At 66.1% G+C, this 24,452-nt stretch carries 28 protein-coding genes; 5 read left to right on the forward strand and 23 right to left on the reverse strand.

The annotated features are described in order from the left end of the window. Positions 1-235: 235 nt before the first annotated feature. The 13 genes from ACN0T5_RS04505 to ACN0T5_RS04565 all read right to left on the reverse strand — a co-directional run bounded on the left by ACN0T5_RS04505 (position 236) and on the right by ACN0T5_RS04565 (position 12,294). Entirely contained in the window at positions 236-877 is a 642-nt protein-coding gene (locus ACN0T5_RS04505; RefSeq protein ID WP_417767424.1) for a TetR/AcrR family transcriptional regulator, read from the reverse strand. After that, positions 874-2,619 (reverse strand): FAD-dependent oxidoreductase, encoded by a 1,746-nt coding sequence (locus ACN0T5_RS04510; RefSeq protein WP_417767425.1) that lies wholly within the window; start codon positions 2,617-2,619, stop codon positions 874-876. The genes ACN0T5_RS04505 and ACN0T5_RS04510 overlap by 4 nt, the downstream gene beginning before the upstream one ends. Before the next feature lie 18 nt (positions 2,620-2,637). Further along, positions 2,638-3,600 (reverse strand): dihydrodipicolinate synthase family protein, encoded by a 963-nt coding sequence (locus ACN0T5_RS04515; RefSeq protein WP_417767426.1) that lies wholly within the window; start codon positions 3,598-3,600, stop codon positions 2,638-2,640. 38 nt (positions 3,601-3,638) lie between these two features. Continuing rightward, positions 3,639-4,406, reverse strand: coding sequence for an SDR family NAD(P)-dependent oxidoreductase (locus ACN0T5_RS04520; protein ID WP_417767427.1), 768 nt, complete (start codon positions 4,404-4,406; stop codon positions 3,639-3,641). Between the two features lie 5 nt (positions 4,407-4,411). Then, positions 4,412-5,197: an SDR family oxidoreductase gene (locus tag ACN0T5_RS04525; protein ID WP_417767428.1), complete on the reverse strand. Its 786-nt coding sequence runs from the start codon at positions 5,195-5,197 to the stop codon at positions 4,412-4,414. Positions 5,198-5,295: 98 nt separating this feature from the next. Next, positions 5,296-6,102, reverse strand: coding sequence for an aspartate dehydrogenase (locus tag ACN0T5_RS04530; protein WP_417767429.1), 807 nt, complete (start codon positions 6,100-6,102; stop codon positions 5,296-5,298). Further along, positions 6,099-6,926 (reverse strand): alpha/beta fold hydrolase, encoded by an 828-nt coding sequence (locus tag ACN0T5_RS04535; protein ID WP_417767430.1) that lies wholly within the window; start codon positions 6,924-6,926, stop codon positions 6,099-6,101. The genes ACN0T5_RS04530 and ACN0T5_RS04535 overlap by 4 nt, the downstream gene beginning before the upstream one ends. After that, positions 6,923-7,237 (reverse strand): NIPSNAP family protein, encoded by a 315-nt coding sequence (locus ACN0T5_RS04540; protein WP_417767431.1) that lies wholly within the window; start codon positions 7,235-7,237, stop codon positions 6,923-6,925. Before ACN0T5_RS04540 ends, ACN0T5_RS04535 begins: the two co-directional genes overlap by 4 nt. Before the next feature lie 7 nt (positions 7,238-7,244). Continuing rightward, on the reverse strand, positions 7,245-7,760 hold the full coding sequence (locus tag ACN0T5_RS04545) for a cupin domain-containing protein (protein WP_417767432.1): 516 nt from the start codon (positions 7,758-7,760) through the stop codon (positions 7,245-7,247). Between the two features lie 21 nt (positions 7,761-7,781). Next, positions 7,782-9,095: a TRAP transporter large permease gene (locus tag ACN0T5_RS04550; RefSeq protein ID WP_417767433.1), complete on the reverse strand. Its 1,314-nt coding sequence runs from the start codon at positions 9,093-9,095 to the stop codon at positions 7,782-7,784. Next, complete coding sequence (locus ACN0T5_RS04555; protein WP_417767434.1) at positions 9,092-9,613, reverse strand: TRAP transporter small permease subunit; 522 nt, start codon at positions 9,611-9,613, stop codon at positions 9,092-9,094. Before ACN0T5_RS04555 ends, ACN0T5_RS04550 begins: the two co-directional genes overlap by 4 nt. Positions 9,614-9,679: 66 nt before the next feature. Further along, on the reverse strand, positions 9,680-10,741 hold the full coding sequence (gene dctP, locus ACN0T5_RS04560) for a TRAP transporter substrate-binding protein DctP (protein ID WP_417767435.1): 1,062 nt from the start codon (positions 10,739-10,741) through the stop codon (positions 9,680-9,682). Positions 10,742-10,782: 41 nt separating this feature from the next. Further along, positions 10,783-12,294 (reverse strand): FAD-dependent oxidoreductase, encoded by a 1,512-nt coding sequence (locus ACN0T5_RS04565; protein WP_417767436.1) that lies wholly within the window; start codon positions 12,292-12,294, stop codon positions 10,783-10,785. 117 nt (positions 12,295-12,411) lie between these two features. Here ACN0T5_RS04565 and ACN0T5_RS04570 point away from each other — a divergent pair, with 117 nt between their 5' ends. Together ACN0T5_RS04570 and ACN0T5_RS04575 are read left to right on the forward strand one after the other, a co-directional pair. After that, positions 12,412-12,798: a cupin domain-containing protein gene (locus tag ACN0T5_RS04570; RefSeq protein WP_417767437.1), complete on the forward strand. Its 387-nt coding sequence runs from the start codon at positions 12,412-12,414 to the stop codon at positions 12,796-12,798. A 362-nt stretch (positions 12,799-13,160) separates the two neighbouring features. Beyond that, entirely contained in the window at positions 13,161-13,586 is a 426-nt protein-coding gene (locus ACN0T5_RS04575) for a VOC family protein (protein WP_417767438.1), read from the forward strand. 142 nt (positions 13,587-13,728) lie between these two features. Here the strand turns inward: ACN0T5_RS04575 and ACN0T5_RS04580 are convergent, their stop codons facing one another. After that, positions 13,729-14,271 carry an SRPBCC family protein gene (locus ACN0T5_RS04580; RefSeq protein WP_417767439.1) on the reverse strand — a complete coding sequence of 181 codons (543 nt, stop codon included), beginning with the start codon at positions 14,269-14,271 and terminating at the stop codon, positions 13,729-13,731. Further along, on the reverse strand, positions 14,268-14,636 hold the full coding sequence (locus tag ACN0T5_RS04585) for an ArsR/SmtB family transcription factor (RefSeq protein ID WP_417767440.1): 369 nt from the start codon (positions 14,634-14,636) through the stop codon (positions 14,268-14,270). The genes ACN0T5_RS04580 and ACN0T5_RS04585 overlap by 4 nt, the downstream gene beginning before the upstream one ends. A gap of 468 nt (positions 14,637-15,104) precedes the next feature. Here ACN0T5_RS04585 and ACN0T5_RS04590 point away from each other — a divergent pair, with 468 nt between their 5' ends. The 3 genes from ACN0T5_RS04590 to ACN0T5_RS04600 all read left to right on the forward strand — a co-directional run bounded on the left by ACN0T5_RS04590 (position 15,105) and on the right by ACN0T5_RS04600 (position 16,942). Continuing rightward, on the forward strand, positions 15,105-15,584 hold the full coding sequence (locus tag ACN0T5_RS04590) for a response regulator transcription factor (protein WP_417767441.1): 480 nt from the start codon (positions 15,105-15,107) through the stop codon (positions 15,582-15,584). Between the two features lie 240 nt (positions 15,585-15,824). Then, positions 15,825-16,370: a pyridoxamine 5'-phosphate oxidase family protein gene (locus ACN0T5_RS04595; protein ID WP_417767442.1), complete on the forward strand. Its 546-nt coding sequence runs from the start codon at positions 15,825-15,827 to the stop codon at positions 16,368-16,370. Next, the gene (locus tag ACN0T5_RS04600) at positions 16,367-16,942 is read left to right on the forward strand and encodes a GNAT family N-acetyltransferase (protein ID WP_417767443.1); all 576 of its coding nucleotides are present in this window, start codon (positions 16,367-16,369) and stop codon (positions 16,940-16,942) included. Before ACN0T5_RS04595 ends, ACN0T5_RS04600 begins: the two co-directional genes overlap by 4 nt. A 19-nt stretch (positions 16,943-16,961) precedes the next feature. Here the strand turns inward: ACN0T5_RS04600 and ACN0T5_RS04605 are convergent, their stop codons facing one another. The 8 genes from ACN0T5_RS04605 to ACN0T5_RS04640 are packed head-to-tail and all read right to left on the reverse strand — an operon-like array spanning position 16,962 to position 24,449. After that, the gene (locus ACN0T5_RS04605) at positions 16,962-17,798 is read right to left on the reverse strand and encodes a carbon-nitrogen hydrolase family protein (protein ID WP_417767444.1); all 837 of its coding nucleotides are present in this window, start codon (positions 17,796-17,798) and stop codon (positions 16,962-16,964) included. Continuing rightward, on the reverse strand, positions 17,795-18,550 hold the full coding sequence (locus ACN0T5_RS04610; protein ID WP_417767445.1) for a YqcI/YcgG family protein: 756 nt from the start codon (positions 18,548-18,550) through the stop codon (positions 17,795-17,797). The genes ACN0T5_RS04605 and ACN0T5_RS04610 overlap by 4 nt, the downstream gene beginning before the upstream one ends. Further along, positions 18,547-19,464, reverse strand: coding sequence for a hypothetical protein (locus ACN0T5_RS04615; protein ID WP_417767446.1), 918 nt, complete (start codon positions 19,462-19,464; stop codon positions 18,547-18,549). The genes ACN0T5_RS04610 and ACN0T5_RS04615 overlap by 4 nt, the downstream gene beginning before the upstream one ends. After that, positions 19,461-20,276, reverse strand: a complete 816-nt coding sequence (locus ACN0T5_RS04620; protein WP_417767447.1) for an SAM-dependent methyltransferase — start codon at positions 20,274-20,276, stop codon at positions 19,461-19,463. The genes ACN0T5_RS04615 and ACN0T5_RS04620 overlap by 4 nt, the downstream gene beginning before the upstream one ends. Next, positions 20,273-21,247 carry a hypothetical protein gene (locus tag ACN0T5_RS04625; protein ID WP_417767448.1) on the reverse strand — a complete coding sequence of 325 codons (975 nt, stop codon included), beginning with the start codon at positions 21,245-21,247 and terminating at the stop codon, positions 20,273-20,275. Before ACN0T5_RS04625 ends, ACN0T5_RS04620 begins: the two co-directional genes overlap by 4 nt. After that, the gene (locus ACN0T5_RS04630; RefSeq protein ID WP_417767449.1) at positions 21,244-22,425 is read right to left on the reverse strand and encodes a diaminopimelate decarboxylase family protein; all 1,182 of its coding nucleotides are present in this window, start codon (positions 22,423-22,425) and stop codon (positions 21,244-21,246) included. Before ACN0T5_RS04630 ends, ACN0T5_RS04625 begins: the two co-directional genes overlap by 4 nt. A 27-nt stretch (positions 22,426-22,452) precedes the next feature. Continuing rightward, the gene (locus ACN0T5_RS04635; RefSeq protein WP_417767450.1) at positions 22,453-23,562 is read right to left on the reverse strand and encodes a mandelate racemase/muconate lactonizing enzyme family protein; all 1,110 of its coding nucleotides are present in this window, start codon (positions 23,560-23,562) and stop codon (positions 22,453-22,455) included. Then, the gene (locus tag ACN0T5_RS04640) at positions 23,559-24,449 is read right to left on the reverse strand and encodes a DMT family transporter (RefSeq protein WP_417767451.1); all 891 of its coding nucleotides are present in this window, start codon (positions 24,447-24,449) and stop codon (positions 23,559-23,561) included. The genes ACN0T5_RS04635 and ACN0T5_RS04640 overlap by 4 nt, the downstream gene beginning before the upstream one ends. Positions 24,450-24,452: the final 3 nt, after the last annotated feature.

Consider the following 24,452-nt stretch of genomic DNA (forward strand, 5'->3'; position numbering starts at 1 on the left):
ATCGGGAAGCCGGCCTTGCCAATTCTTCCCTGGAAGGAAACCGAAGCGGTGGACGGAAGGCGAGGCAAGGAGCGGCCGGGCCGGATCGCCTGCGGCTGTCAGCCGGGCAGCCCGCAGACTGCCGTGCTCGCCGGCAAGTCACGTGACGATGGACCAGAGGCCGGAGCCGGGCAGCGGATCAACCCGATGCGGCAGGTCCGCGAGCAGTATCGGGAAATTCCGCCCGTGACGCCGGTCAGCGGCCCTTGACGCCATAGGCCTGATGGACGATCAGGCTGATCGAGCGATAAAGCTCCTCCAGGCGGCTGAAATCGCCGCCGTCCAGGGTGATGAACCCGGCGCTGTCGGCGACGGCAACGAGCTGCAGCGCGACCGCCTCGCGGGGGGTGTCCTTGGCGAGTTCGCCCCGCTCGATCGCGGTCGAGACACCGGCAAGCACCATCCTGTCAAGCGCAACGCCGAAATCGACCAGTGCCTGACGGGCTTGCGGGCCGATGATGTCGCGCTCCAGCCGCATCCGGCCGATCAGGGACCAGGGATTGGCGGTCCGGCCGGTGGGGTTGTGGGTGAGGTAGCGGGCGCGGTTCGCCTCTTTCATTCCCTCGATCTTCTCCGCGAGCGTCGCCGGGCCGGCCCAGTTGCGCTCCCAGCTGTCGAGCGTCTGCCCGACATACTCGACGATGACTTCCTCGCACAAATTCTGCTTGTTGCCGAAATGATGATGGATGTTGGCGCGCGTGGTGTCGAGCGTCTCCGAAATGTCGCGAAACCTCAGCCCCTGGTAGCCGTTGCGCAGGAGCAGCGTGACGGTGACACGCTTGATATCGTCCCGCAGGCTGGGGAGGTCCTTCTCCAGGGGCTTGGTTTCGATCTTCATGGCCGCTCCTCCGCCCGCGCGAGGGGGCCGTAGGCCGCCTCGAACGCACTGGCGACGGCCGCGCCCGTCTTTCCCGGTCGCAGGGCGTCGCCGATCACTTCGACGCTGCGCCCTTCGAGCCGGGCCGAGATCCGGGGGCCGGTCGCCTCGCGGGCACGATGGTAGAACCAGTCCCGAAACGCCGGGCGACGGCCGAGCGCGGCGACGGGGCCGATTCGGGCGCACCCGGTTCTTAGCAGCGCGGCGACGAGGGGGCCAGCCCCGGCGCGGTAGCGCGCGCCCGTGGCGATGACGATATGGTCGAACCCCGCGAGGCGGCCCTCGTCGGCAAGCGGATCCGCGCCAAGCTCGACCACGACGCCCCGCTCGCGGCAGCGGCGCAGCTGCGCCTCGGCATGGGCCAGAAGACTTTCCCGGGTCGCTTCCACGCCCTGGAACAGCGGCGCGAGGCCGGCCAGGCGCAACGCGCCGCCGACGGCGCCGGATCTCTCGAAGAGGGTCACGTCGTTCGTTCCGGCCATCTCCGCGGCGTAGGCCAGCCCCGCCGGCCCGGCGCCGATCACCGCGATGCGTTGCCCGGAGCGGCTGGGAACCCCGCGCCGGTCGGCCTCGCGGCCCGCATGCGGGTTCACGATGCATTGGAGCCGCTCGCCCGCGCGCATGCCGTCAACGCAGCTGTTGCAGGCGAGGCAGCGTCTGACCTCGCGCCCGTCGCGCGCCGTGCGGGGCCAGTCCGGGTCGGCGAGAAGCGGGCGGCCGAGCGCGATGAAGTCGGCTTCCTGCGCCTGGAGCGCGCGCTCCGCCGCCGCCGGGTCGCCGAAACGACCGACGGCGATCACCGGGACGTCGACGGCGGCCTTCACCATCCGCGCGAAGCCGAGAAACGGCGTCGGCACGGTCGCCATCGGCGGGATCATGATCGCGGCGTTCGGCCGGGAGCGGTAATGCCCGCCGGTGACATGTATTGCGTCGGCGCCTGCTTCGGCAGCCCAGCCGGCGATGGTCACGGCCTCGTCAGGGGTCATGCCGCCCTCGAAGTAATCGTCGCCATTCATGCGGAAAATGACGGCGAGGCCGGGAACGGCGGCGCGGACTGCGCGCGTGATCTCGAGCGCGAAACGCGCCCGGTTCTCGAGCGGGCCGCCATATTCGTCATCCCGCCGGTTCTCCATCGGCGACATGAACTGGGAGAGAAGATAGCCGTGCGCGGCGTGAAGCTCGACCGCATCGAAGCCGGCCCGGGCCATGCGCTCGGCCGCCGCGGCGAAGGCGCCGACGGTCTCCGCGATCCGCGCGCGGCTCATCGCCTCGGGAACGATGACCTCGGTGTCCCCCTCCTGGACGCTGTGAGGGATCGCCGAGGGGGCGATCGGTGTCGTTCCGCAGATGTCGACGCGCGTGTGGCCGCCGCCATGACCGAGCTGGATCGATGCTTTCGCGCCCTCGGCATGGATCGCCTCGACGATCCTTGAAAGACCGGGGAGGAAGGTGTCGTCCGCGGCACCGAGCTCGAAATGGCGGTGCTTGCCGGCCCGTTCGGGCGCCGCCATCTCGACCGTCAGCAGCCCGACGCCGCCGGCGGCGCGGGCGCGGTAATAGGCGAGGCCCGCATCGGTGGCGAACCCGTCCCGATCCGCCAGCCGCGTGGTCATGGGGGCCATGACCACGCGGTTCTTCAGCGATAGCGGGCCGATCCGGCCCGGACGGAACAATTCGCCGGGCCGTTGGTCGTCATTCGGCATCGGACCGGGTCCTTGGGGTCAGGCCGCGAGGGGCAGGGCGCCATCGCGGGTGACGCCCGCCTGTTTCAGCGCCTCGCCGATCCGGCCGATCTCGGCTTCCGACAGCTTCATCAGCGGCGGACGCACGAAGGATTTCTCCAGCCGGCCGAGCAGGACGAGCGCCTCCTTCATGCGGTTGTGCATGTCGAGGAAGGGCGGCGCGTAGAACGCCTGCGAGAGGGGGACGATCCGGTCGTTGACCGCCTGCGCCTGCTTCAGGTCGCCCGCCTGTATGGCACGGAACAGCGCGACCTGAAGATCGGCGATGACGCTGCCGGACCCCGAGAGAAGGCCGTTGCATCCCAGTGTGAGCGAGGACATCAGCCAGGCGGAATGGGTCGACAGCACATTCACCGGGCGCGCGAGGTTCTGGAAGGTACGCACATGCCGCTCATGCAGCATCGGATCGTTGGACCAGTCCTTGATCGCGGCAATGGTCGGGACGTCCTCGAAGAGCTGCAGGAGCGTCTCGAACGTAAAGCCAAGTCCGCTGGCCATCGGGTACTGGAACGCAATGAGCGGCAGGTCCGTCGCGTCCGCGATGCGCTTGTAGTGCTCGATCGCCATCTCGGGACGAAGATGCCCGCCCATTGCCATGCTGTTCGGCGGAAAGACCAGAAGGCAGGACGCACCTTCCTCGGCGGCCATGCGGGCGATCTTCGCCGCTTCGAGCGAGCCGTCGGCATAGACGCCGTTGATGAGCGGCACCTTATCGCCGACCTCCGCGAGGGAATCGGCGAGGATCATGCGCTGCTCGTCGAACGTGCAGGCGTGAACCTCGGAGGCGTGACCGTTGACCGTCACGGCGGAAACGCCGTCGACCAGTGCGCAATCGCGAAGATGCTTGCGCGTCTCCTTCGCATCGATGCTCAGATCTTCGTTGAGCGCGAGCAGCGTTGCCGGAATCACGCCGGCGGGGCGGTAGTCCTTGAAACGAGGCATGGGGTCACTCCTTTGCTGGTTCAGGGCGGGCTTTGAAGTCAGTCGTTCCAAAGGCCTCCGGTCACGCTGATCGTCTCGCCCGTGATGTAGGACGCCTGGTCGGAGACCAGAAAGAGAACAGCGTTGGAGATGTCGGCGGGAACACCGGGCCGGCGGAGCGGGATGCTCTGCGCGCGATCGAAAGCGCTCGGCAGACCTTGCTGCTTGCGAAGCACCTCGGATTCGTCGCGCATCTTGGTGTCCACGATCAGGCCCGGCCCGACCGCGTTGACGCGCACGCCGGATTCGCCCAGTTCGCAGGCCAGCGACTGGGTGAGGGAGACGGCAGCGAATTTCGACGCGCAATAGGCTCCGTAGGCGGCGACGCCGGACTTGCCCATCCACGAGGCGATGTTGACGATCGAGCCTTCGCCGCGTGCGACCATCGCGGGCGCGACGGCGCGAACCATGTGGAAGATACCGTCCACATTGACGCCGAAGGTCGCGCGCCAGACGGACTCCTCGCATTCGAGCAGCTTGCCGACCTTGCAGATGCCGGCGTTGTTCACCAGGATGTCAATCGCGCCCAGGTCGGCGGTCACCTTCGCGACGCCCGTCTCGACGGCCTCCTTCGAGGAGACGTCGCAGGCGGCGTGGGAGACCTTGCCAAGTGCGGACAGCGCGGCTGCCGTCGCCGCCAGCCCGTCGGCGTCGAAATCCAGAAGACCGACGGCGCACCCTTCCTTCAGGAGCCGGGTCGCGATCTCCTTGCCGATGCCATGCGCCGCACCTGTGACGATGGCGTTCCTTCCGTTCAATCCATACATGGGCTTCAAGCCTTCTTCTTCGGTTTGCGGTCGCCGCGGGCGGTCCATCCGCCATCCACGACAAGGACGGTCCCCGTGCAGAAGGACGCGTCGTCACTGGCCAGCCAGAGCATGGCCTGGGCGATCTCCATCGGCTTGCCGAGCCGGTTCATCGCCTGTCGCTCCTCAAGCCCCCGGCGCAGGTCGGCGGAATCCGGCCCTTTCAGGATCTCGGTGAAATAGGGCGACTCGATCGTGCCCGGCGCCACGGCGTTGACGCGTATGCCGTCATCGACATGGTCGATCGCCATTGCCCGCGTCAGCGCGGCCACGGCGCCCTTCGACGCGACATAGGCCGCGCGGTCGTGAATGCCGATATTGGCAGCGGCCGAGGCAGTGGAGACGATCGCGCCGCCGCCGTTCTTCGCCATCGCCGGAATTGCGTATTTGCAGCCGAGATAGACGCCCTTGACGTTCACCGCCATCAGCGCATCCCAGTCCTCGGTGGCGGTGGAGACGACCGTGCCTGCGAACCCGTAGCCCGCATTGTTGACGAGAATGTCGAGCCGGCCATGCGCCGCCACGGTCTTTTCGACCATCGCCTTCACGTCTTCCTCGCGCGCGACGTCGGCGGCAATTGCCTCGGCCTTTCCGCCCTTTGCGACGATGTCTTCAGCAACGGTGCGGGCTGCGTCGAGATCGCGGTCCGCGACGATCACGGTCGCGCCCTCGGAGGCGAAGAGACGGCATGCCTCGCGGCCGATGCCCGAGCCTCCGCCCGTAATGATTGCGATGCGGTCGGCAAGCTTCATCTGGTTATTCTCCCTGTGTCAGGCTACTTACTGACATGTCAGTAAGTAGCATTTCGGTCGTCTGCACGCAATCAAAAGGCGACTTCGCGGCCGCCCGTTTACAGCATCTGAACCGGCGAAAAGTGTTGGCGGATCGCGGCGAAAAGCGAGTGCGCGACGATCCAGGACGATTTCGGATTGGAGGGGGAGGGCCGGTTGGCGATCTCGATCCGCATTTGGCCGAACTCGCTCGACGCGGTCACCAGATGGGTGTTGCCCCTTGCCTCCGGATCGCAGACCACGCCGACCCGCACGCCGTCGAAACCCGGCCCCGCGAGGGCGAGCGCCGCCGCGACGTTGAGGTTCTGCGGATAGGCGGCGGCGGCCTCCCGCGCCGTGCCCTCGAAGAGTGTCACCGGCATGGCGAGCGTCTCCGGGTCATGGCCGAGCGCCTTCAGTTCGCCTGCCCAGGCCGCAGGGGGCTTGCGGGATTCGTAGGCGACGTCGAGTGCGTTGGCGCTCCGCGCCGCGCGGATATAGTCGAGCGCGCCGAGCGCGCCGGAGGCGAGGATGAGCCTCCCGCCATGTGCTTCCGCCGTCTCGGAAAGCCGCTTGACGAGATCGTCGTCGTGAAGCGCCCCGATGGAGGAAACGAGCACGGGCAGGCCGAGCGCCAGAAGGTCGGGCACGGTCTCCCGCACGGCCGAATGGCCGGCCGCCTCCACAACGAGATCTGGCCCGAACGCGGTGACGTCGGCCGCCTCCACCACAATGTCGATCCCGCCCGGCGCCTTCGCGTGCGAAGGCGAGCCGGGGCGGAGCATCACGCCCACACGGGCCCCGAAGATCGCCGGATCGCGCAGCAGGGAGACCAGTTCGGCGGCGATCGCGCCGTAGCCGATCACGAGGATGCGTCGTTGCGTCATCGTGCCCCGATCCAGTCCGAGATTTCGGCCACCGTCCGATCGCGCCGCGTGACGGGAAAGAAATGCCCGCCGCTCTCCATGACCCTCAGCTCGGCCGAGGGCAGCGCTGCCGCCAGGTCCTTCTGCAGGAAGGGCGGCACGATCATGTCGTCGCGCGCACCCAGCACGAGCGCCGGCTGCGTGAGGGCGCCCGCCTGCGCGCTGCCGTCGAACGAGAGCAGCGCGTCGATCCGCTCCCTGACCACCGCGACCGCCTCCGGCGTTGCCGGCGCGTTCCTGACGCCGGCCTCGAAGACGCCCCAGTTCTCTTCCAGCCAGTCGGGCGGATGCGACAGGAGCGCCGCGCTCGCCGCATAGGCCGCAGGCGAATGGGCGAGGATGTCGCGCCGCGTACCGAAAAGCGCATTCATGTAATGGCTCGGGCGCATCCAGGCGGCGCTCAGGATCAATCCTTCCGTCCGCTCCGGTGCGATCCGGGCGAAGGCCTGCCCGATGCAGCCGCCGGTCGAATGGCCGAGCAGGAAGACGCGTTCGATGCCGGCGGCGTCGAGCACGGAAAGACAGTCCCGTGCCAGCTGGTCGATCGAAACCGACGCGCTGCCGCGTTCGCTGGCACCGATCCCGCGCTGGTCGAAACGCAGGACGCGCATGTCGCCGGACAGGGCGGGGGCGACCTCTTTCCAGAAGCCTCCGGTCCCGCCCAGACCACTGACCAGAAGAAGCGCGCGCCGGCCCGAGCCATGCGACCAGGCCTTGAGCTTCGCGCCGTCATCCGCGCTGGCGATGAAACTCTCGCCCGCGGTGCTGTCGCCGGCCGCACTCATTGCATCGGCGAGTAGGATACGGGTGTCAGGATCCGCGTCGTCTGCGTGTCGATCAATCCGTCGACGCGGTTCAGATACTCCTGCCAACGCGGATCGGCCAGCATCTTCGCGCGCCGGGCGGCGCGGTCGTCGAGGCTCTCATAGCTCCACAACGCGACGACATGGTTCAACTCGCCGATCTCGGACGTGAAATAGGCGTGGAACGTGCCGAGCAGCTCCTTCTGGATCGACAGGCCGTACTCGCCGTAGAGCTTCACGAATTCGGCGAGCTTGCCCGCCTTGATGCGATAGTCACGCTCTTCGTAGATCATCTTCTGCTCACTTCTTCTGGTCAAAGCTGGAATCGACCCAGCCGAACACCGTCTCACGCTCGATCTCGGCAATGTTCTCCGGCCGGGGGAATGGCTCCGGCGCCGGCTCGCCCGGTGCTTTCGGGCGTCCGATGCGGGCAAAGAAACTGTCCAGTCCGCCCGGCATGAGGAGAAAGGTGAAGCTCAGCGGTTCGTCGTTCGGGTTGATGAAATGATGTTTCAGGCCGCGCCCGATATAGGCGCAGGAGCCTTTCTCGATCGGATGATCCTCGCCTTCGATCCGGGCGGAACCGCGCCCGTCGATGACGAAGATCACCTCCTCGTGGGCGTCATGGGTGTGCTCGCGGATGGAGCAGCCCGGCGCGACCGTCTGCACGCCCATGGAGAAGCCGGCGGCGCCGCCGGTCTTCTCCTGGTTGAGCAGGTTCCGGACGAACCCGTTGGCGGGAACGGGCTGCCAGAAGCTCTCCCCGTCTTCGGGGCCGAGGACGATGGACCGGCTTTGCGTTTCAGTCTCGCTCATCGCGATCTCCTTTCCTGCCCGTCAATTGTAGATGAGGTCCGGCATCCAGGTCGCGAGCTCGGGGAAGAGCAGCACGAGGATGAGCACGATCAACTGACAGAAGATGAAGGGAATGACGCCCCAGTACATGTCCTTGAGCCGGATCTGCGGCGGCGCGATTGCCTTCAGGTAGAAGATCGAAGGCGACATCGGCGGCGTGAGATAGCTGGTCTGGAGCATCACGAGGAACACGATGGAGAACCAGAGAGGGTCGATCCCGTAGACCTTGAGCAGCGGCATCGAGATCGGGATGAGGATCAGCACGACCGAGATGAGGTCGACGATGAACCCGAGCATGAACGCGATGAACAGGATGATCGCGACAACCGACCAGGCGTCCAGTCCGAAGCTGCGCAGAATGCCCTGAACCTCACCCATGCCGCCGGAGGCGAAGAAGACCCCCGAGAACATTCCGCCGGCAAGCACGATCGCGAGGATCATCGCCGTGAGCGAGATGGTCTGTACCGAAGCCTGAAAGAGCACGCGCAGGTTCAACCGCCCATAGAAAAGCGCGAGGATCAGCACGCCGGCCGAGCCACAGGCGGCGGCCTCCGTCGGCGTCGCGAGCCCCATGAAGAGCGAGCCGAGAACGGTGGCGATCAGTATGGCCGGGGGCACGAGCGCCGTCATCGTGAAGACGAGCTTTTCGCCCAGGCTGCGCGGGTCCTTTTCTGTGTCAACCGGCGCGTAATCGGGGCGCAGGGCCGAGACGATGACGATGTAGAGGGTGAAGAGACCCGACATCAGCAGGCCCGGCACGAGAATGCCGGCCATCAGGTCGCCGATGGGCAGGGCCGCCATGGGCGCCAGCACGATGACCGGGATCGAAGGCGGGATCACCGTTCCCAGCGAGCCGCCGCCGCAGATCGTGCCGGCGATCAGGCGCGGATGATAGTTCCGCTTCATCATCGCCGGAATGGCAAGCATGCCCACCAGCGTTTCGGTCGCCCCGACGACGCCGCTCGCCGCGGCGAAGATCGTGCACATCAAGAGTGCCGCGACCGCCAGGCCTCCGGGCAGACGCCGCGTCCACATGTAGAGGGCGTCGAAGAGCCGCTCGGCGATGCCGGCCCGTTCGAGTATCGCGCCCATGAAGACAAAGAGCGGAATCGCGCCGAGCACGTAATTCGTTGCCACGTCGTCCACCCGCTGGGCGAACTGATAGAAGACCGTGTCGCCAAAGCGCAGGAGCCCGAAAGCCAGCGCGGTGAGCATCATGGAGAAGGCGATCGGGATTCCGAGGAAGATGAGTCCGACCAGCGCCGGGAACATCCACAGGACAATATCGGAGTTCATCGTTGGGCCTCCCCGCCCTCGGCGTCGAACGCGATCAGAAGGTTCTGGATTGTCTTGGCGAGGCATTGCAGCGCGAAGAGAGCGAAACCGACGGCGTAGACCACGCGATACGGCCAGATCTGCGGGTTCCACGAGGAAAGGCCGGAGCCTTCCCCGGTCTTGTAGACGCTGATCGCGTTGAAGATCAGCGTGTTCGTCAGCCAGATCACCATGACCGTGAGGATGGCGTAGGCGACGGCGTCGATGACCGCGATCACGCGTGCCGGCAGTTTTGCGTGAAGGAAATCGACATTCACGTGCTGGTCGACCGACAGGGCGTACGACATGCCGAGAAGGAAAATCGTCCCCATCATCATGTAACTGACCTCGAACGCCCATTGGGTCGGGGCGTCGAAAAAGTAGCGGCTGACCACCTCGTACACCATCGCGACGACGAGCGGCGGGACGAGCAGTGCGCTCAGGCGGCCGGACCAGAGCGATATGCGTCCGATCTGATCAACTAAGGCGGAAAGGTTCATCGCGCGACAGTCCTTCCATGAGTAAGACCGGCGCGGCTGAGCCGCGCCGGTCCGTTTCGGTGGAGATCAGCGCGCGCCGATCGGGAAGCGGAATTCGGCCTCAAGCTTCATGTCTTCGAGGAACTCCTTCTGGTCCTCGTAGATGCGCTTGAACCACTCGTTGGACTTGGACTGCTCCTCTGCCCACTTGGTGGAGGCTTCGCTCACCGCCGTGACGAGGCTCGGCTCGACCGTCAGGAAGACGTTGTCCGGGTTGGCCTTCATCTTCTTGTAGCCCTCGATGTCGAGCTTCACGTAGCTGAGATAGGCGTCCATCCAGGCCATCTTGCCGGCAAGCTCCAGGAGCTTCTGGTCCTTCTCGCTGATGCGGTTCCACACATCGACGTTGACGATGCAGTCATGGGCGGCGGCGCGGGAATGCAGGCCGGGCGTGATCACGTATTTCGCGATCTTGTTGAAGCCTTCCTGCTCGTTGCCGCCGGGGCCGCCCCATTCGATGGCGTCCACGACGCCGCGCTCAAGCGCGGAGAACACCTCGGAGCCGGGCAGAACGACGGTGGATGCGCCGAGCATCGGCGCGATCTCGGCCCAGGACGAGGAGGTGCGCAGCTTCAGGCCCACCATGTCCTCGGGCTTGGTCACCGGCTTGTGCGAATGCATGAAGATCTCGGTCTCCGGCGTGCCGCAGGGGATCGAGACGACGCCGAACTTCTCCATGCGCCACTCTTTCCAGAGCTTGCCGCCATTGCCGTTGAAGACCCACTGCATCATCTCTTCGGGGTTCGGCCCGCCGGGCCAGCCCGAGATGATCGCGGCGGTGCGGTCGACGGCCCAGTCATAACCCGGCCAGGCATGGCCGATATCGGCGACGCCGGTCTTCACCGTCTCCGTGACCTTCAGCGCCGGGCCGAGTGCGCCCGCCGGGAAGACGTTGATCTTGATGCGTCCGTCGGTGATCTGCTCGACGATGTCGGCGTAACGCTGCGCGCCGAATTCGAGCCAGTGTCCGCCCGCCCATGGCGTCGCCATGTTGAGCTCCATCGTCTCCTGCGCCGTGGCGGGTGTCTGAGCGCCGAAGGCGAGGCCAAGGGCCAGTGCGGCAGAAGCTGCGAGTTTACCAGATGACATGTTATTACCCCTCTGTCGTTTGGTTGGTTTCATTTGGCAGATCAATCCATTCTCGCAGGCTCCGCCGAAGCGGCGGCGCGGCCCGCAAGAAGGCCGGAAACGAAAGCCCAGGCGAGGTGGTGCCCGTGGCCTTCGAGTATCGCCCCGCCCTGACCGGCGGAACCCGCCGCGAAAAGACCGGGGATCGGTTCGCGCGCCCTGTCGAGCACGCGGAAATTCTCATCGATGCGAACTCCGCCTTCGCTGAAGACAATCCAGGACCTGGCAGGGCCGAGCGCATGAAACGGGCCGCGGCCTGGGGAGGCTGCGGTGTCGCCGGACGTGCGGGCACGGCTTGCCACGCTCCGCTCCAGTGCCTCCGCCGGCAGGCCCGTCCTTGCCGCCAGTCCGGCAAGATCGGGAGCCGTGGCATAGATGTCCGGCCGGGAGCGGGCGTAGTCCGGCAGATAGGCGTATCCGACGCCGGGCGCGGTGGAGATGAAATAGGGCCAGGCGGTGAACCGGCGCGCGGTCTCGTCGTCCATCACGATCCAGGCCAGTTGGTCCGGCTGGTCGCCGATCGCGTCCTGCGGGCGGTTCAACTCGTCGCAGAAGCGCTCGCCAAGGCGGTTCACGAGGATCGCTCCTTCCTCGAACAGGCGCGGCGAGGGGGCGAGAAAGGTCGTCACGAAGCGCAGCAGGATCGGCCTGAGCACCCATTGCGGCAGGATCTTCATTGCCGCCAGAAGCGGCCGGGCGACGAAGCGGCTGGTCGGTGTGCGGGCGATGAGCCCCGGGCGGGGTGGGGCGAGAAAGCGAACCTCCGGTCCCCAGGCCAGATCGCCGTTCACCACCTCCGCGCCGACAGCCTCCGCCATCTTCTGGCCGTCGCCCGTGCTTGCGGGATTGACGCCGCCGATCTTCAGAAGCGGGCCGCTCATGTGGCGGCGCTTGTATTCCGCCTCCGCGGAGCTGAAATCGCCTGAGGCGAGAATCACCCCGCGTGCGGCGATGACCCGCTCTTTTCCTTGCGGCCCTTCGATTCCGACGCCGCGCACGGTGCCGTCCTCGTGCAGGAGCCCGGTGACGCGGCGGCCGGTCAGGATCGTCACGCCGGCGGCGCGGCAGGCCTTTTCGAGATGGCGCACGAAGCTCCGCGAGTGCGGCAGCACGGCGTGCAAACGCGGCTGTGTATGCGGCGGCTCCGGCAGCGGTCCCATGAAGGTGACGCCGAGCTCTTCGAGAATCGCGACGGCCTCCGGGGCATTGTCGACCAGGATGCGCCGCAAACGCAGATTGTCGCGGGCGGCGCGATCGCCCATGAATTTTTCCATGTCGGAGAAATGCGAGTCGGGTCCGTCGTCGATTCCCGCTGCGCGCTGAAGACGCGTCGCCGTTGCGCAAATCGTGCCGACGGACAGGGCGGTAGTGCCGCCAAGACGCTCGTTCTTCTCGATCAACGTGACGCGGGCGCCGGCGCGGGCGGCCGCGAGCGCGGCCATCAAACCGGAACCGCCGCCGCCAACGACGACGATATCTGTCTTGAGTCCAGCATCGGAGGAGGTTACTGACATGTAGGTCAGTATGGCCGGATGGTGAAATCTGTCAATGTGGATCGCGACCGGCGCGACCTGGAAAATAAAACAAGGGCGGTGAAAGCCGCTTCGGTTTCACAGCTTGCGGAGAATCCCATGAATGTCCTGAAACACGAGACGCAACCGCTGGAGAAATGGCGCGACGGGGTGAAGACGCTGATGCGCGTCTCGGCTTTGAACAGCGCCGCCCAGCTTTGCATTTTCGAACAGTTCTGCGACCCCGGGCTCGGTGCGCCTATCCACCTTCACGCCGTCGAGGAAGTGCTCGAAGTGATGGAGGGCGAGGCCGAAATTTTCCTTCGCGGGGAAAGCATGATCGTGACGCCGCAGCAATCGGTGCTGATTCCCGCCGGCGCGAAGCACGGATTCCGCAATGTCGGCACGGGCATCCTCAAGGTGCGCGCCACGCTTGCGGCGCCGATCTTCGAGGCGAGCTACGAGGACCGGGCGGAACTCTCCCGCCGCTACGTTCCCGAAGCCTGACGGGCAAGGCTCGCGCCGCGCCAGCGCGCGGCGCCAAGCTTCCGGGCCATGCAGGGATGTCTGCCCTGACCGTTGAGCGGACGGCGTGGACAGGGCAGGCGGGCGATGCGGCCCGGCCGGGCTGCGCGGCCCTGCGGAGACCAAGGGTCTTGCCGATTCTCCGTCGCCCGGCTGCAGCCGAAAAACGCGAAACTGTCGTTGACCAGCGCGCGGCGCGCGGCTATTTGTCGTGGGTCTGAAACAGGTTAGGTTCGGGAAGGTTGGCCCGGCCCCCGCTTTGCGGGTCCTTCCGCTGCGCATGCAGCGGCCCAAGACTATCAGGGTGCCCGCATGATGCAGGCGCCGATAGGAAGGGCATGGACATGCAACCACGTATTTCCGTTTTCACGCTTGGTGTCGCCGACCTCGAAAAGTCGCTGGTCTTCTATCGCGACGGTCTCGGCTGGCCGACCGAGGGCATTGTCGGCCGGGAGTTCGAGCATGGCGCGGTCGCCTTCTTCGACCTGTCCGGCGGGCTCAAGCTGGCGATCTGGGCGCGCAGCGACCTGGCATTCGACACCGGTCTTCCCGAGCAGCCCGTCAGTTCCACGGCCTTCACCATCGGACATAACGTTTCGCGCCGCGAAGAGGTCGGCCGGATCATGGAGTTGGCCCGGCGCGCGGGCGCGGAGATCATCAAGGCGCCGCAGGACACGTTTTATGGCGGCCATGCCGGGTATTTTCGCGACCTCGACGGACATCTGTGGGAGATCGTCTGGAATCCCCAGATGCTGCCCCCGCAGGACTGATCCCGTCTCCTGAACTGCCACGGGCTCCCCTTACGGGAGCCCGTGGCGCGCCCAGGCGCGCGATCCAGGTGACCGTGTCACCGGATTTCGGCATGCGGTTGCCTGCAAAGGGCGACGGCCGCGCCTTCGCCCCGTTTCGCCGTCAGGCGGAGAACCGCTTCTCGTATTCCGCCCTGAGGCGGCTCCAGCCGTCCCAGAACGGCTCCGGTTCGCGCTGGTTCATGCGCGCGAGCAGGATGTCGAGATGCGTGTGCCAGCCGGCGCTCACCGCCAGACGGGTGCCGCGTTCCGCAAGGCGGCGGTGAACAATGGTCAACAGCGTATCCTCGCCGCGCGCGGCCAGGTCGAAAGAAACCTCGCCATCACCCTGCCATGTGATGACCAGCCTGCGGGGCGGGTCCAGCTCGATGATCCGGCTGTTCATGCGGATCTCGTCGCCAACTCCTTCCGGACGACATCCGGGAGAGGAGGGGCGGGGGGACAGCTCGTCATTGCGCCAGACGAGTTCGAAGGACGTTCCGGCCTTCATCGTCATGTCGCCCGAGGCGAGCCACTGGCGGCGCAGGTCGCTGTCGGTGAGGTACTCCCAGACACGCTCGACGGAGGCCGGCAGGATGCGCCGGATCTCCAGCGTTGCCGGCTCGATCAGCGTGCCGTGGGCTTCAAGGTCTGCCAGTTGGTTCATTTGTCTTCTCCTTCGGGTTTTGCAGAGGGGGTGGCGGCCTTCTCCTGGCGCAGGAGCCCTTCGAGCACGTCCAGACGTCTGGTCCAGAAGCGTTCATAGGCGGCGAGCCATTGGTAGGCGCTGGCGAGCGGGGCCGGCTCGAGCGAGCAGACATGCGTGCGCCAGCGGATTTCGCGGCGGATGAGGCCGGCGTTTTCGAGGGCCTTGACGTGTTTCGACGCGGCGGCGAGCGAGATGGCAAACGGTTCCGCAAGCTGGCTTACGGTCCTTTCGCCATCCGCGAGTTCGTGAAGCATCCGGCGGCGCGTTGCGTCGCCGAGAGCATGAAAAACGGCATTCAGTTGGGGTGTGTTTAATTCAACCATGAGGTTTATTGATAACGGGATTTTTCTTTGAGTCAACCGTTTGGTTTAATGAATGGGATTTTTCGTTCCCGCCGTCCTGGTGCGATTGCGGTCCGGGCAATGCGCGGACAGCGAACAGCTGCATCCATTGGATGTATTCTTTTAATATTCAATCTGGAGATGAAGTCATCATGCCTGCAAGCGCCCCGGTTGGTCGCGCCAAGGGGTGAATCTTTTTCGTCTTATTCTTTTGTTTTCAACGCAACTCCAAGGCGTATTCCCATTTTATCCTTGTAAATTTCGGCACTGAGACCTTTGTCATCCGCATATATCTTAGTAATACGTAAAATATATTATCATCCGAGATTTGAAATAATAGATTCAATATTGCGATATAAGTCGAAAATGGGAAATGTGGTCTATTTATTTGTATTAACTATTTAAGTAGATCTTAGTTAAGTCATTGGAATTATTTCAAGGGTGCTTGGTATGTCGGAGCCTGCGAAGTTCGATGTCGTGCTGGAATTGACGGACCTGTCGCAGAACAGTCTCGAGGTCAGGAGTTCCAGCCTCCTGGCGTTTCTTGAGGGTGTGAAAACCGCTTATGCGGACGGATGTCCGGAAGGAAAGCTCCCGGACCCGGCGGCGGGGGACGATTACATCAGGCTGAACTTTCATCTGGTCGTCGACCGGCCGGATGGCGGAGCCGGGGCGGGAGGAGACGGCGAGGAGGAGAGGACATTGCTGACCAGACGCCAGACAGAAATCGCCCACCTGCTGGAGCGCGGGCTGACCAACAAGGAAATCGCCAACAAGCTCAACATCAGCCCGGCAACCGTCAAGAACCATGTCCACGCCATCCTCGGCAAGCTGGACCTTGACCGGCGCAGCAAGGTGGCCGCCCATCTGCGGTCGCGGTCCCAACTCGTGGTCTCCGCCCAGGGCGCGCCCCAGAGCGCAGGTTCTTGAGACCGGCGCAGCCCGGAGGTGCCTGACAGGGGGCTCCGGCCAAGCGCGCCGGGCGGGGGGATGCCGGCCGCCGGTGCCAGGAGGTCCTGCACCCTTGTGTTCCGGCCGGTCGGCCTGCCAGCGTGGAAAACGGCCGCCCAATGCCCTGATGCTCGCATCAAATCACCGGATCGTCTCGACCTCGTAATACAACCTGTGGTAATTTTTTAATCCTGCCAACTGAAGGAAGTTGTACTCACCATGGCTGTTTCGAACAAGTTGAACGGAACGCTGCGGGACTTTGCCGTGCAGCGCGAGATGTTTTTCGTGGGCACCGCCGCGCCGCAAGGACGGGTCAATATTTCCCCGAAAGGACTGGATACGCTGCGTATCATGAGCGATACGCGGATCGTCTGGCTCAATCTCTCGGGCAGCGGCAACGAGACCGCCGCGCATCTTCGCGAGTCGGACCGGATGACGCTGATGTTCTGCGCCTTCAGCGGGGAGGCCCGGATCCTCAGGATCTATGGCCGGGCAAAGGTGCTGCATCCGCGCGACGAGGGGTTCCCGGCGCTTGCCGGATTGTTTGCGGAAATGGCGGGCACGCGGCAGATTTTCGACCTGGAGATCGACCTGGTGCAGACGTCCTGCGGATCGGGCGTACCGGTGATGACGTTCCAGGAGCAGCGGGGCGAAGAGGAACTGGTGCCCTTCTATGCCGAAATGGGCGAGGAGGGGGTCGAGGCCTATTGGCGGCGCAAGAACAGCCTCAGCATCGACGGAAAACCGACGGGGATCGCATCGTGAGCAGTCCGGACCTCGCGACGTTTCCCCTGACGCCGGAACGGTTTGCCGACTTCGAGCAGTTGATGGGACCGAAGGGCGGGTATGGCGGCTGCTGGTGCATGCTCTGGCGTCTGGGAAAGGGCGCCTATGACGAGTTGCGCGGCGAGGGGACCCGCGCGGCGATGGAGGAACTGGTGCGGACGGGGCCGCCGCCGGGCGTGCTTGCCTATGACGGCGAGACACCTGTCGGCTGGGTGTCCGTCGCCCCGCGCGAGGTCTTCGTTCGCCTGCGCACCTCGCGGGTGCTGAAGCCGGTTGACGCGCGGCCGGTCTGGTCGGTCTCCTGCCTCTACATCGCCCGCAGCCATCGCCGGAAGGGTGTCTCGGCTGCCTTGCTCGCGGGCGCGATCGAGCTTGGCCGGGAGCTTGGCGCCGAGTGCCTGGAGGGCTACCCGGTGGCGCCGGAAAAATCCTCCTATCCCGTCTCCTATGCATGGACCGGCTTTCGCGAGAACTTCCTGCGGGCGGGCTTCAAGGAGGTGGCACGGGGCTCGCCGACCAGGCCGATCATGCGATACGACCTGGCCGACTGAGGTTTCGCTGCCGGTTCGCTCATCGCGGGCGCGGCGAGGGGAGATCCAGATGCGCGCTTATCGTGAGCGGATAGTCCCGCCGCGCCTCCGCAAGGCGGCTCCGTGACAGGGTGACGACAACCAGCGGGTCATCGGGGGTCGTCAGCGCGAGCACCTCGCCGCCCGGCGCCACGGCAAACCCGCAGCCGCCGAAGGCGGGAACACTCCCGCCGCCACCGCTCCTGTTGGAGCTCAGCACATAGCAGCCGTTGACGATGGCGGTGGCCCGGGCGACCGTCATCCACCGGTCGAACCCGTCGGCGGTGCTGGCCCTCGGCACGAGCAGGACATCCGCGCCGGCGCGCACGAGCGAGCGGCCGACCTCGGGCACCATCAGCTCCGAGCAGATGGCGAAGGCGAACCGAAAGTCGCCATGATCGAGCAGGCCGAAAGTCTGGTGCCCCGGCCGGAACCAGCTGTCTTCGTGAAAGCCCGGCTCCTCCGGCAGGCACAGCTTGTGATGGAGTGCGTGGTAGCGACCGCCGATCCTGGCGAATCCCTCGTTGATCAGTCCGTTCGGCGCCGGCAGCGCCGTCGAGCCGAACAGCGCCGGGACCTCGACCGCGTCCAGCGCGGCAATGCCGGCCGCGTGCACGGCCGCCGTCCGACCGGCCTCCGGCAGGCTGAACTCCGGGGAGGCGGCCGGCCAGGCTCCGAACGGCAACTCATTGAGCAGAAGGGCCTGCGGGCGGGCGGCGTCGACGAGCGACACGAAGCGTTGCCAGGCCGCATCGCCGGGCGTCAGGCCGTCCGGCAGTTCGCAGACGGCCATGGCGAGCGAAGCGTCGCCATCGGGTGCGCGGGGCAGCGGGCTCATTGCCCGTTCCCCGCCGGTTTGCGCATCCTCATGGGGCAGGTTCCGGAGGGCGCCGCGTTGGTCTCCGCGAGCCCGTATTGCCACCATTCGATCTCGCCGGCCTCGAAGCTGCCGAGCGCCGGGCTGTGCGGGAGCCCGTCATAGGCGTGGATGCGCTTGCGCAACCGCTCGCGCACGGCGCGGCCGCGAGGATTGTCGCCGGCGACGATGTCGAACCGCTCGCGCGGGTTGACGATGAAGGCGAAGGCACGCCCGAGATTGCGGCTGCGGCGGATGCGGTGGGCCGGGTTGCTCATGTTGACGAAGAGCTGCATGCCGGCAAAGCACATCGTCCAGAACGGGCTGGAGGGCACCTGCGAAACCTCGTCGGGCCAGGCGGCGGGATCGAGATCGTGCCAGGCCTGCAACACCTGCCAGCCGATGCCGTGCCAGGCCTCGACCGTGTCGGCCGTGACCGTTGCCGGATCGAACAGCACGACCAGCGGCTCGGCGGTTGCGACGTCTCCGTCCCACTCCCTCGAGCGCCGCACATAGGCACCGAGGTCATCGGCGGCGTGGGCAAGGTCCTTTGGTGCGAGACTGTCGACGAAGGCAAAGAGGATGCGGCCACGGCGGCAGGCGTTCTGGGAAAAGAAGCAGGGGAAGTTCGTCGGCATCCGCAGGCGCTCGAGAAAGCCGAGGGCCGCCGCTTGTTGCCATGGCGCCAGGGCGCCCGCATCGGTCTCGACATCGGTCTGGGCGGTCAGCGTCATGTCGTGGTCTCCTTGTTCGTGCCCGCCTGCGCTGCGTCGTCGAGGGCACCGCGCAGCAGGGCCGGGCGATGCAGCAGGGCAAGATGGGTGGCATGGTCGTAGTGGCGGCGCATGGCCGGAGGCAGGGCCTCGATCCGGCGCGCCATGGACTTGCCGGCGAAACCGTTCAGCTTCCGGTCCCGGCTGGCGATGGCGAAGCCCCAGGGGACGGCGAAGCTCGGGATGTACTGGTCGTAGATCACCACATCGGCGAACAGGTGCCGCAGGTGTGCCGTGGTGGATGCCTGAAACCCGACCGAGGCGGGATGGCTGTGGCCGACATGGGTGGCCAGGATGCCACCGGGGGCGAGCAGGTCGGCCGCCGCGGCAAGGGTGCCGGTTTCGAACACGGTGTTGGCGTAGGACGTTCCGGCAGCGTCCGGAAGGTCGAGCAGAACGAGATCCGCCCAGCCGGCGAGATCGCCGCGCTGGCGCGCAAGCCAGGCGTGCGGGTCGTCGAACTCCATCCGGTAGTCGAAGGGGAAGGGCGTTCGCGGCTGCAGGTGCGGCATGTGATAGCGGCACAGTTCCGCCAGCACCGGGTCGAGGTCGACATGGCGCACGGCCCGCAGGCCCGGCAGGTGCTGCAGCTTGTTGAGGATGCCGCCATTGCCGCCGCCGACCACGACCACCTTGCGCAGGTTGCCATGAAGGGCTGCCGCCGGCGACATGAGCATCTCGTGGTAGAGCTCCTGGTCGAACTCGCTGGACTGGATCAGCCCGTCGATCAAGAGGGCACGGCCATAGGCGGCGAGCCGGACGAGCCGGTAGCTGGTCAGGCCGGTATCGCCTTCGGCCATGACGTCGCCGATCTCCAGGAGGCGGCTGTCGGCCTCCTCGAGCACCGGATGCTGCAGGGGGGCGGCGCCTGTCACGAGACCGCCTCCGCGATCACCGCGGCATAGCCCAGAAGGCCCTTCTTCGAGACGTCATGCTCATAGGCGGCAAGTGCCAGCGAGGTTTCGAAGTAGTCCTGCGAGGTGGTTGCAACGATCTCGTCGCGCAGGGCCCTGCGCACATCGACGGAGCGCTCCTGCCAGAGGCGGAACCGCTCGGTCGTGTCAACGACATGGCGGATCCTGAAACCGGCGACGGCCAGAAGCTCGCCATATTCCTGCGTGGTGTAGACATGCGGGCATTTCCAGTCGCGGGTGAGCCGGTTCCAGTCGTCGGCATCGATGTCGCCGAGGCGGGTCCGTTCGAAGATGGCGAGCCGGCCGCCGGGCCGGAGCAGCGCGCGGGCGCGAGCGAACAGCCGGGCCGCGTCGAAATGGCAGGCCGCTCCGGTGCTGTAGATGCCGTCAAAGGGTCCGGGAAAGGCATGTTCGTAGACGTTTCCGGCGATCAGTTCGACGTCGTGGTCCTTGTCCCGGCCGGCGGCCACGGAGACGAGCGACAGATCGATCCCGGTGACCGACCACTCCATCTCTCGGGCGAGGAACGCGGCGACGAGGCCGCGTCCGCACCCCAGATCGAGCACCCGCGAACCCGGAGCGAGCTGCATGAGCGAGCCCATCAATCGCAGCTCGTTGGCGCTGTTGTCGCTGAACTGGCCGATATACTGCCCGGGGCCGAAGACATGCGGGTAGATGAGGTCGTGGACGCGGGCATTGTCGGCCATGGTCTCGTCGTAGAGGGCCTGGACGCCTGCGAAATCCTCCGGGGCGGGTGACGGATTGCCGTTCATGACAGTTCCTCCTGGAAGGCGGACACGGGTGCGGTGCCGCGCGCCGCCAGGCGCGCCCGCAGGTCCTTGGGAAGCGACACCATGTGCCTGTGGGTGATGCCGTCGTAATAGGTCAGCGCTCCGTCCAGCCGGGTGGCCAGCAGCCGGTCGACGAGGCTGGCGGAGCGGCCCTCCAGATCGAGGTCGCGATGCGATCCGACGGAAAACAGCCACGAGGTGCCGTAGGACTGGGCATGGCAGACAAGGCCTTCGGCGCGAGCGAAATGCTCGGCCGTCAGCGCATGTATCCTTGATGCCTCGTGGCCGGCGCAGGGACCGGCGGCCCCGGCCCAGGTGACAAAGGCGCCCCGGGTCGAGACCAGTTGCGCCATCGCGGCGAAATGGTCCGGCGAGAACAGGAACTCGGCAGGGGAGCCGGGCAGGGGCTCGCTGACATCGTGGATGACGAGGTCGAAGGGCAGGGGCGCCGAGGCGAGGTAGTCGCGGATATCGGCGATCACCAGGCGAAAGCGGGGATCCTCGTGGAACCCCTTTGCGACATGCGCGAAGTGGCGGCGGGCAAGGTCGGCCATCCGCTGGTCGATCTCGACCTGGACGACCTCCTCCACGGACAGGTGCTTCAAGGCCTCGCGCACCGCGCCGCCGGGGCCGCCGCCGACGACGAGCACCCGTTTCAATGCCTTGCCGACGGCTAGGGCCGCCGGATGCACGATCGCCTCGCTGTAGATGTATTCGTCGCCCTCCAGGTGCTGGATGCGACCGTCCAGCAGCAGCCCGCGCCCGAAGGAGCGGGTTCGCACGACCTCGATGCACTGGTCGCCGTCATCGGCCAGGAACAGCCGTTCGACGACCTCGTGGCAATGCGCCTCGCCGGCGGCGATGCCCTCGAAGGTCCATGTGCGGGGCCAGTCGGACGGCCGCGCACCCGATGCCGGGTGCGGGGACACCGCCAGTGTGGCTGCCGGCCTCACTGGACCGCCTCCTCGGTCACGTCGCCCGGACGGATCAGCGTCAGCGTTCCCGACTTGCTTGCTAGGTATTCGGGCGGGTAGGTCTGGCCCAGGAAGCGGGTGATCATCGAGTAGCAGTAGGATCCGGCCTGATCGAACTCGAGCCATTCGCCGATCTCGACCTGCGGGATCGTCTGCCGCCTTGTCAGGAAGTCGCGGGAATAGGTGGTGTTGCCGACGACGTCGACCGGCTGGTCGAAATCGGGGCGCGGCCCGCCGCCATTGCTCATCACGCGGACGGGATTGTAGTCCTCGTAGAACATGGCGCGGGGGATCATCGAGGCGCTGGCATCGACGCAGACGAAGTAGTGGCCGTCCCGCTTCTTGATGTCGGTGACCTGTGCATAGAAGCACGCCGCATTGCCGAACATCGCCCGACCCGGCTCGATGACCAGCCGTATCGGCCGCCCGCGCTTTTTGGAGAAGTCGTTGAGCAGGGCCGTGATGCGGGCGTTGTAGTCGTCGAAGTCGAAGCGTGTCTCGTCGAGCGGAAAGCCGCCGCCGACATCGACATAGGCGAGATCGGGAAACCGGTCGGAGAGTTCCAGCGAGCGCTCGACGCCGGCGATCATCTCGTCGACATCGACAATGTCGGTGCCGATATAGACATGGCTGCCGGTCGCCGTCAGGCCGAGGCGCTCGCAGGCGTCGAGGGCTTCGTCGAGCTCGTGATCCTGGATGCCGATCCGGCTGTCATTGCCCGAGAACGGGCTGATGCGGGAGCGCTCCGACGTGTTCAGCCTGAGCCCGACCTCGGCCTTGATGCCGAGCGAGCCGAACAGTTCGATCTGGCTGATGGAGTCCAGATGCAGCTTGATGCCGCGCGCGACCAGGTAGCGCATCATCGCGGCGGTCAGTCCGGTGCTGGCGAAGATCACCCGGTCGGCGGGAAAGCCGCAGGATTCCGCCAGACGCAGGTGCTTCAGCGAGTTCACGAACAGGCCCATGCCGCGTTCGCGGATCAGGGTCAGGAGATAGGGGTTGTCGTTCGCCATCGAGGCGAAGAAGACGTCGGTGTTTCCGTAGGCGACGCTTTCGAAACGGGCGAAGTTCTCCTCGATCTTCTCGGTGTTGTAGAGATAGAACGCGGAATTGATCTTCGAGGCGCGCATGTCCATCAAGTAGGCGGTCTGATCCATGGTGTTCTCCAGTGCTTGCGTCAGGGGTCAGCGATAGGTCGCGATCGGCGTGCCGAAGGCGTCCTCGTCAGGGGTGAGGCCGAGGCCGGGGGCTTCGCTCGGAATGACGAAGCCGTCGGTGATGTGCGAGGCGCCGCCGGCATAGGTCTCGGTGTTGAACTCGCGGCAGCTCCAAAGGCCGAACAGGTGATCGCGCGGCGTGGCGGCGGCGACATGCAGGGCCGCCATGTCGGCGATCTCCGTGCCGCCGGACGCGGCCCAGCTCAGCGACAGTCCGGCGATCTCGCAGAAGGCCGCGAAGCGGCGGGCGGCGGCGATGCCGCCGATGCGCGACAGCTTGACGTGAACGATGTCGGCCGCGTCGTCGCGGGCGAGCCGTGCGAGCACGTCGCCATCCAGCACGCTCTCGTCGAGGGTGACTGTCGCCCTGGTGGCGCGCCGGACCCGCAGGCAGGCCTCGTAGGTGCCGCAGGGCTGTTCGAGATTGAAGCCGAGCGGTTCGATGGCGCGGGCCACCTTCAGCGCGTCGGTGAGCGTCCACAGGCGGTTTGCGTCGGCGATGAAGGTTTCCTGCGGCTGGCGGATTTCGGCAAGCCGCTCGTAAAGAGCGATATCGGAAACGGCCTCGCCGCCGGGCTTGGTGGAGAAGATCCGGTAGCCCGGGCCCTCCCGGTAAGCCGCGATCCGCTCCGCCATCTCGTTGAACGGACCGTGATAGACGGCGCAGTTCATCGGAATGCGCTCGTTCGCGCGGCCGCCGAGCAGCCGGTAGACGGGCAGGTTGGCGGCCTTGCCGAGAAGATCATGCGCGGCGATGTCGAAGCCGGACTTGATATAGGGGTGGCCGTCCAGATGCCGGTCCATCCGGGCATGCAGCCCGGCGATGTCGGTCGGGTCGGCGCCGATCAGGGCAGGGGCCAGGACGTCGATCCCGGCGCGGGCGGCTTCCGCGAATTCGGGCAGATAGGTCCGCCCCCAGGGGCTGACCTCACCCCAGCCGGTGAGACCCTCGTCGGTGTCGATGCGCAGGATCGTGCCGTCGACACTGTCCTGTGCCTTGCCGGAGGTGCCCGTCACGTATCGGGTGTCGCCGAAGCCTATGGCCAGGCGAAAGACGGTGATGCGGTCGATTTTCATGATGTTCCCTCCGCCGCCGGAGCCGGCGCGCGTTGGCTGTAGAGGATGGAGAAGACGACGGCGGTCATGACCACCAGGCCGCCGACGACGGTGGCGAGCGGGGGCACGTCGGCGAAGGCGATCCACACCCAGAGCGGGGCGAGGGGAACGTCGAGCGTGCTGATCAGGGTCGCCTGGCCGGAATTCAGGTGGCGGGCGCCAAGCGTCAGGAAGAGGATGCCGAGGCCGAGCTGGGTGATCCCGAAGGCGACCAGCAGGAGGAGAATCTCCGCGTCGATGGTGGCGAAGTCCGCCAGCGGCAGCGTGATCAGGAAGGAGGCGAAGGCGGAGGCGCAGGCCATGGCCACCATCGAATGCGCCTTGCCCCAGCGCACCGCGACGATCATCAGCGCCATGAAGAAGGTCATGGCCATGGCGTAGGCATCGCCGAGCAAGCCGCCGCCCTCCAGCGAGCCGCCGACGATGACGATCACGCCGAGGAGGGCGACGAAGCTCGCCCACAGGGTCGAGGCCCGCACCGGTTCACGCAGGAGAAGCCAGGAGAACCCCGCCGCCACGAAGGGGGCGGTGGCGTAGATCAGGACCACGTTCGCCACCGAGGTGTTCAGGTAGGCGTTGAGGTTGAAGATCATGGCGAGCACGCTGGCGGCGATCGCGACCAGTCCCGGGGCGCTGCGGAACACGCCGAACTGGGCAAGGCCGGCGCGCCCCTCGCGCGCCAGCATGATCGCCAGGATGAAGAAGCCGGCCACCAGTCCGCGAATGCAGAGCATCGTCCAGACGCTGGTGTCGATCAGCCGGGTGAAAAGCCCGGCCGTGCTGTAGCAGGCAGCCGATAGCACCAGCAGGATCATGCCGATGCGTATCTGGCGGGCGGTGTCGGACATGTC

This window comes from Stappia sp. (assembly GCF_048261845.1).
In the GTDB taxonomy this organism is placed as follows: Bacteria; Pseudomonadota; Alphaproteobacteria; order Rhizobiales; family Stappiaceae; genus Stappia.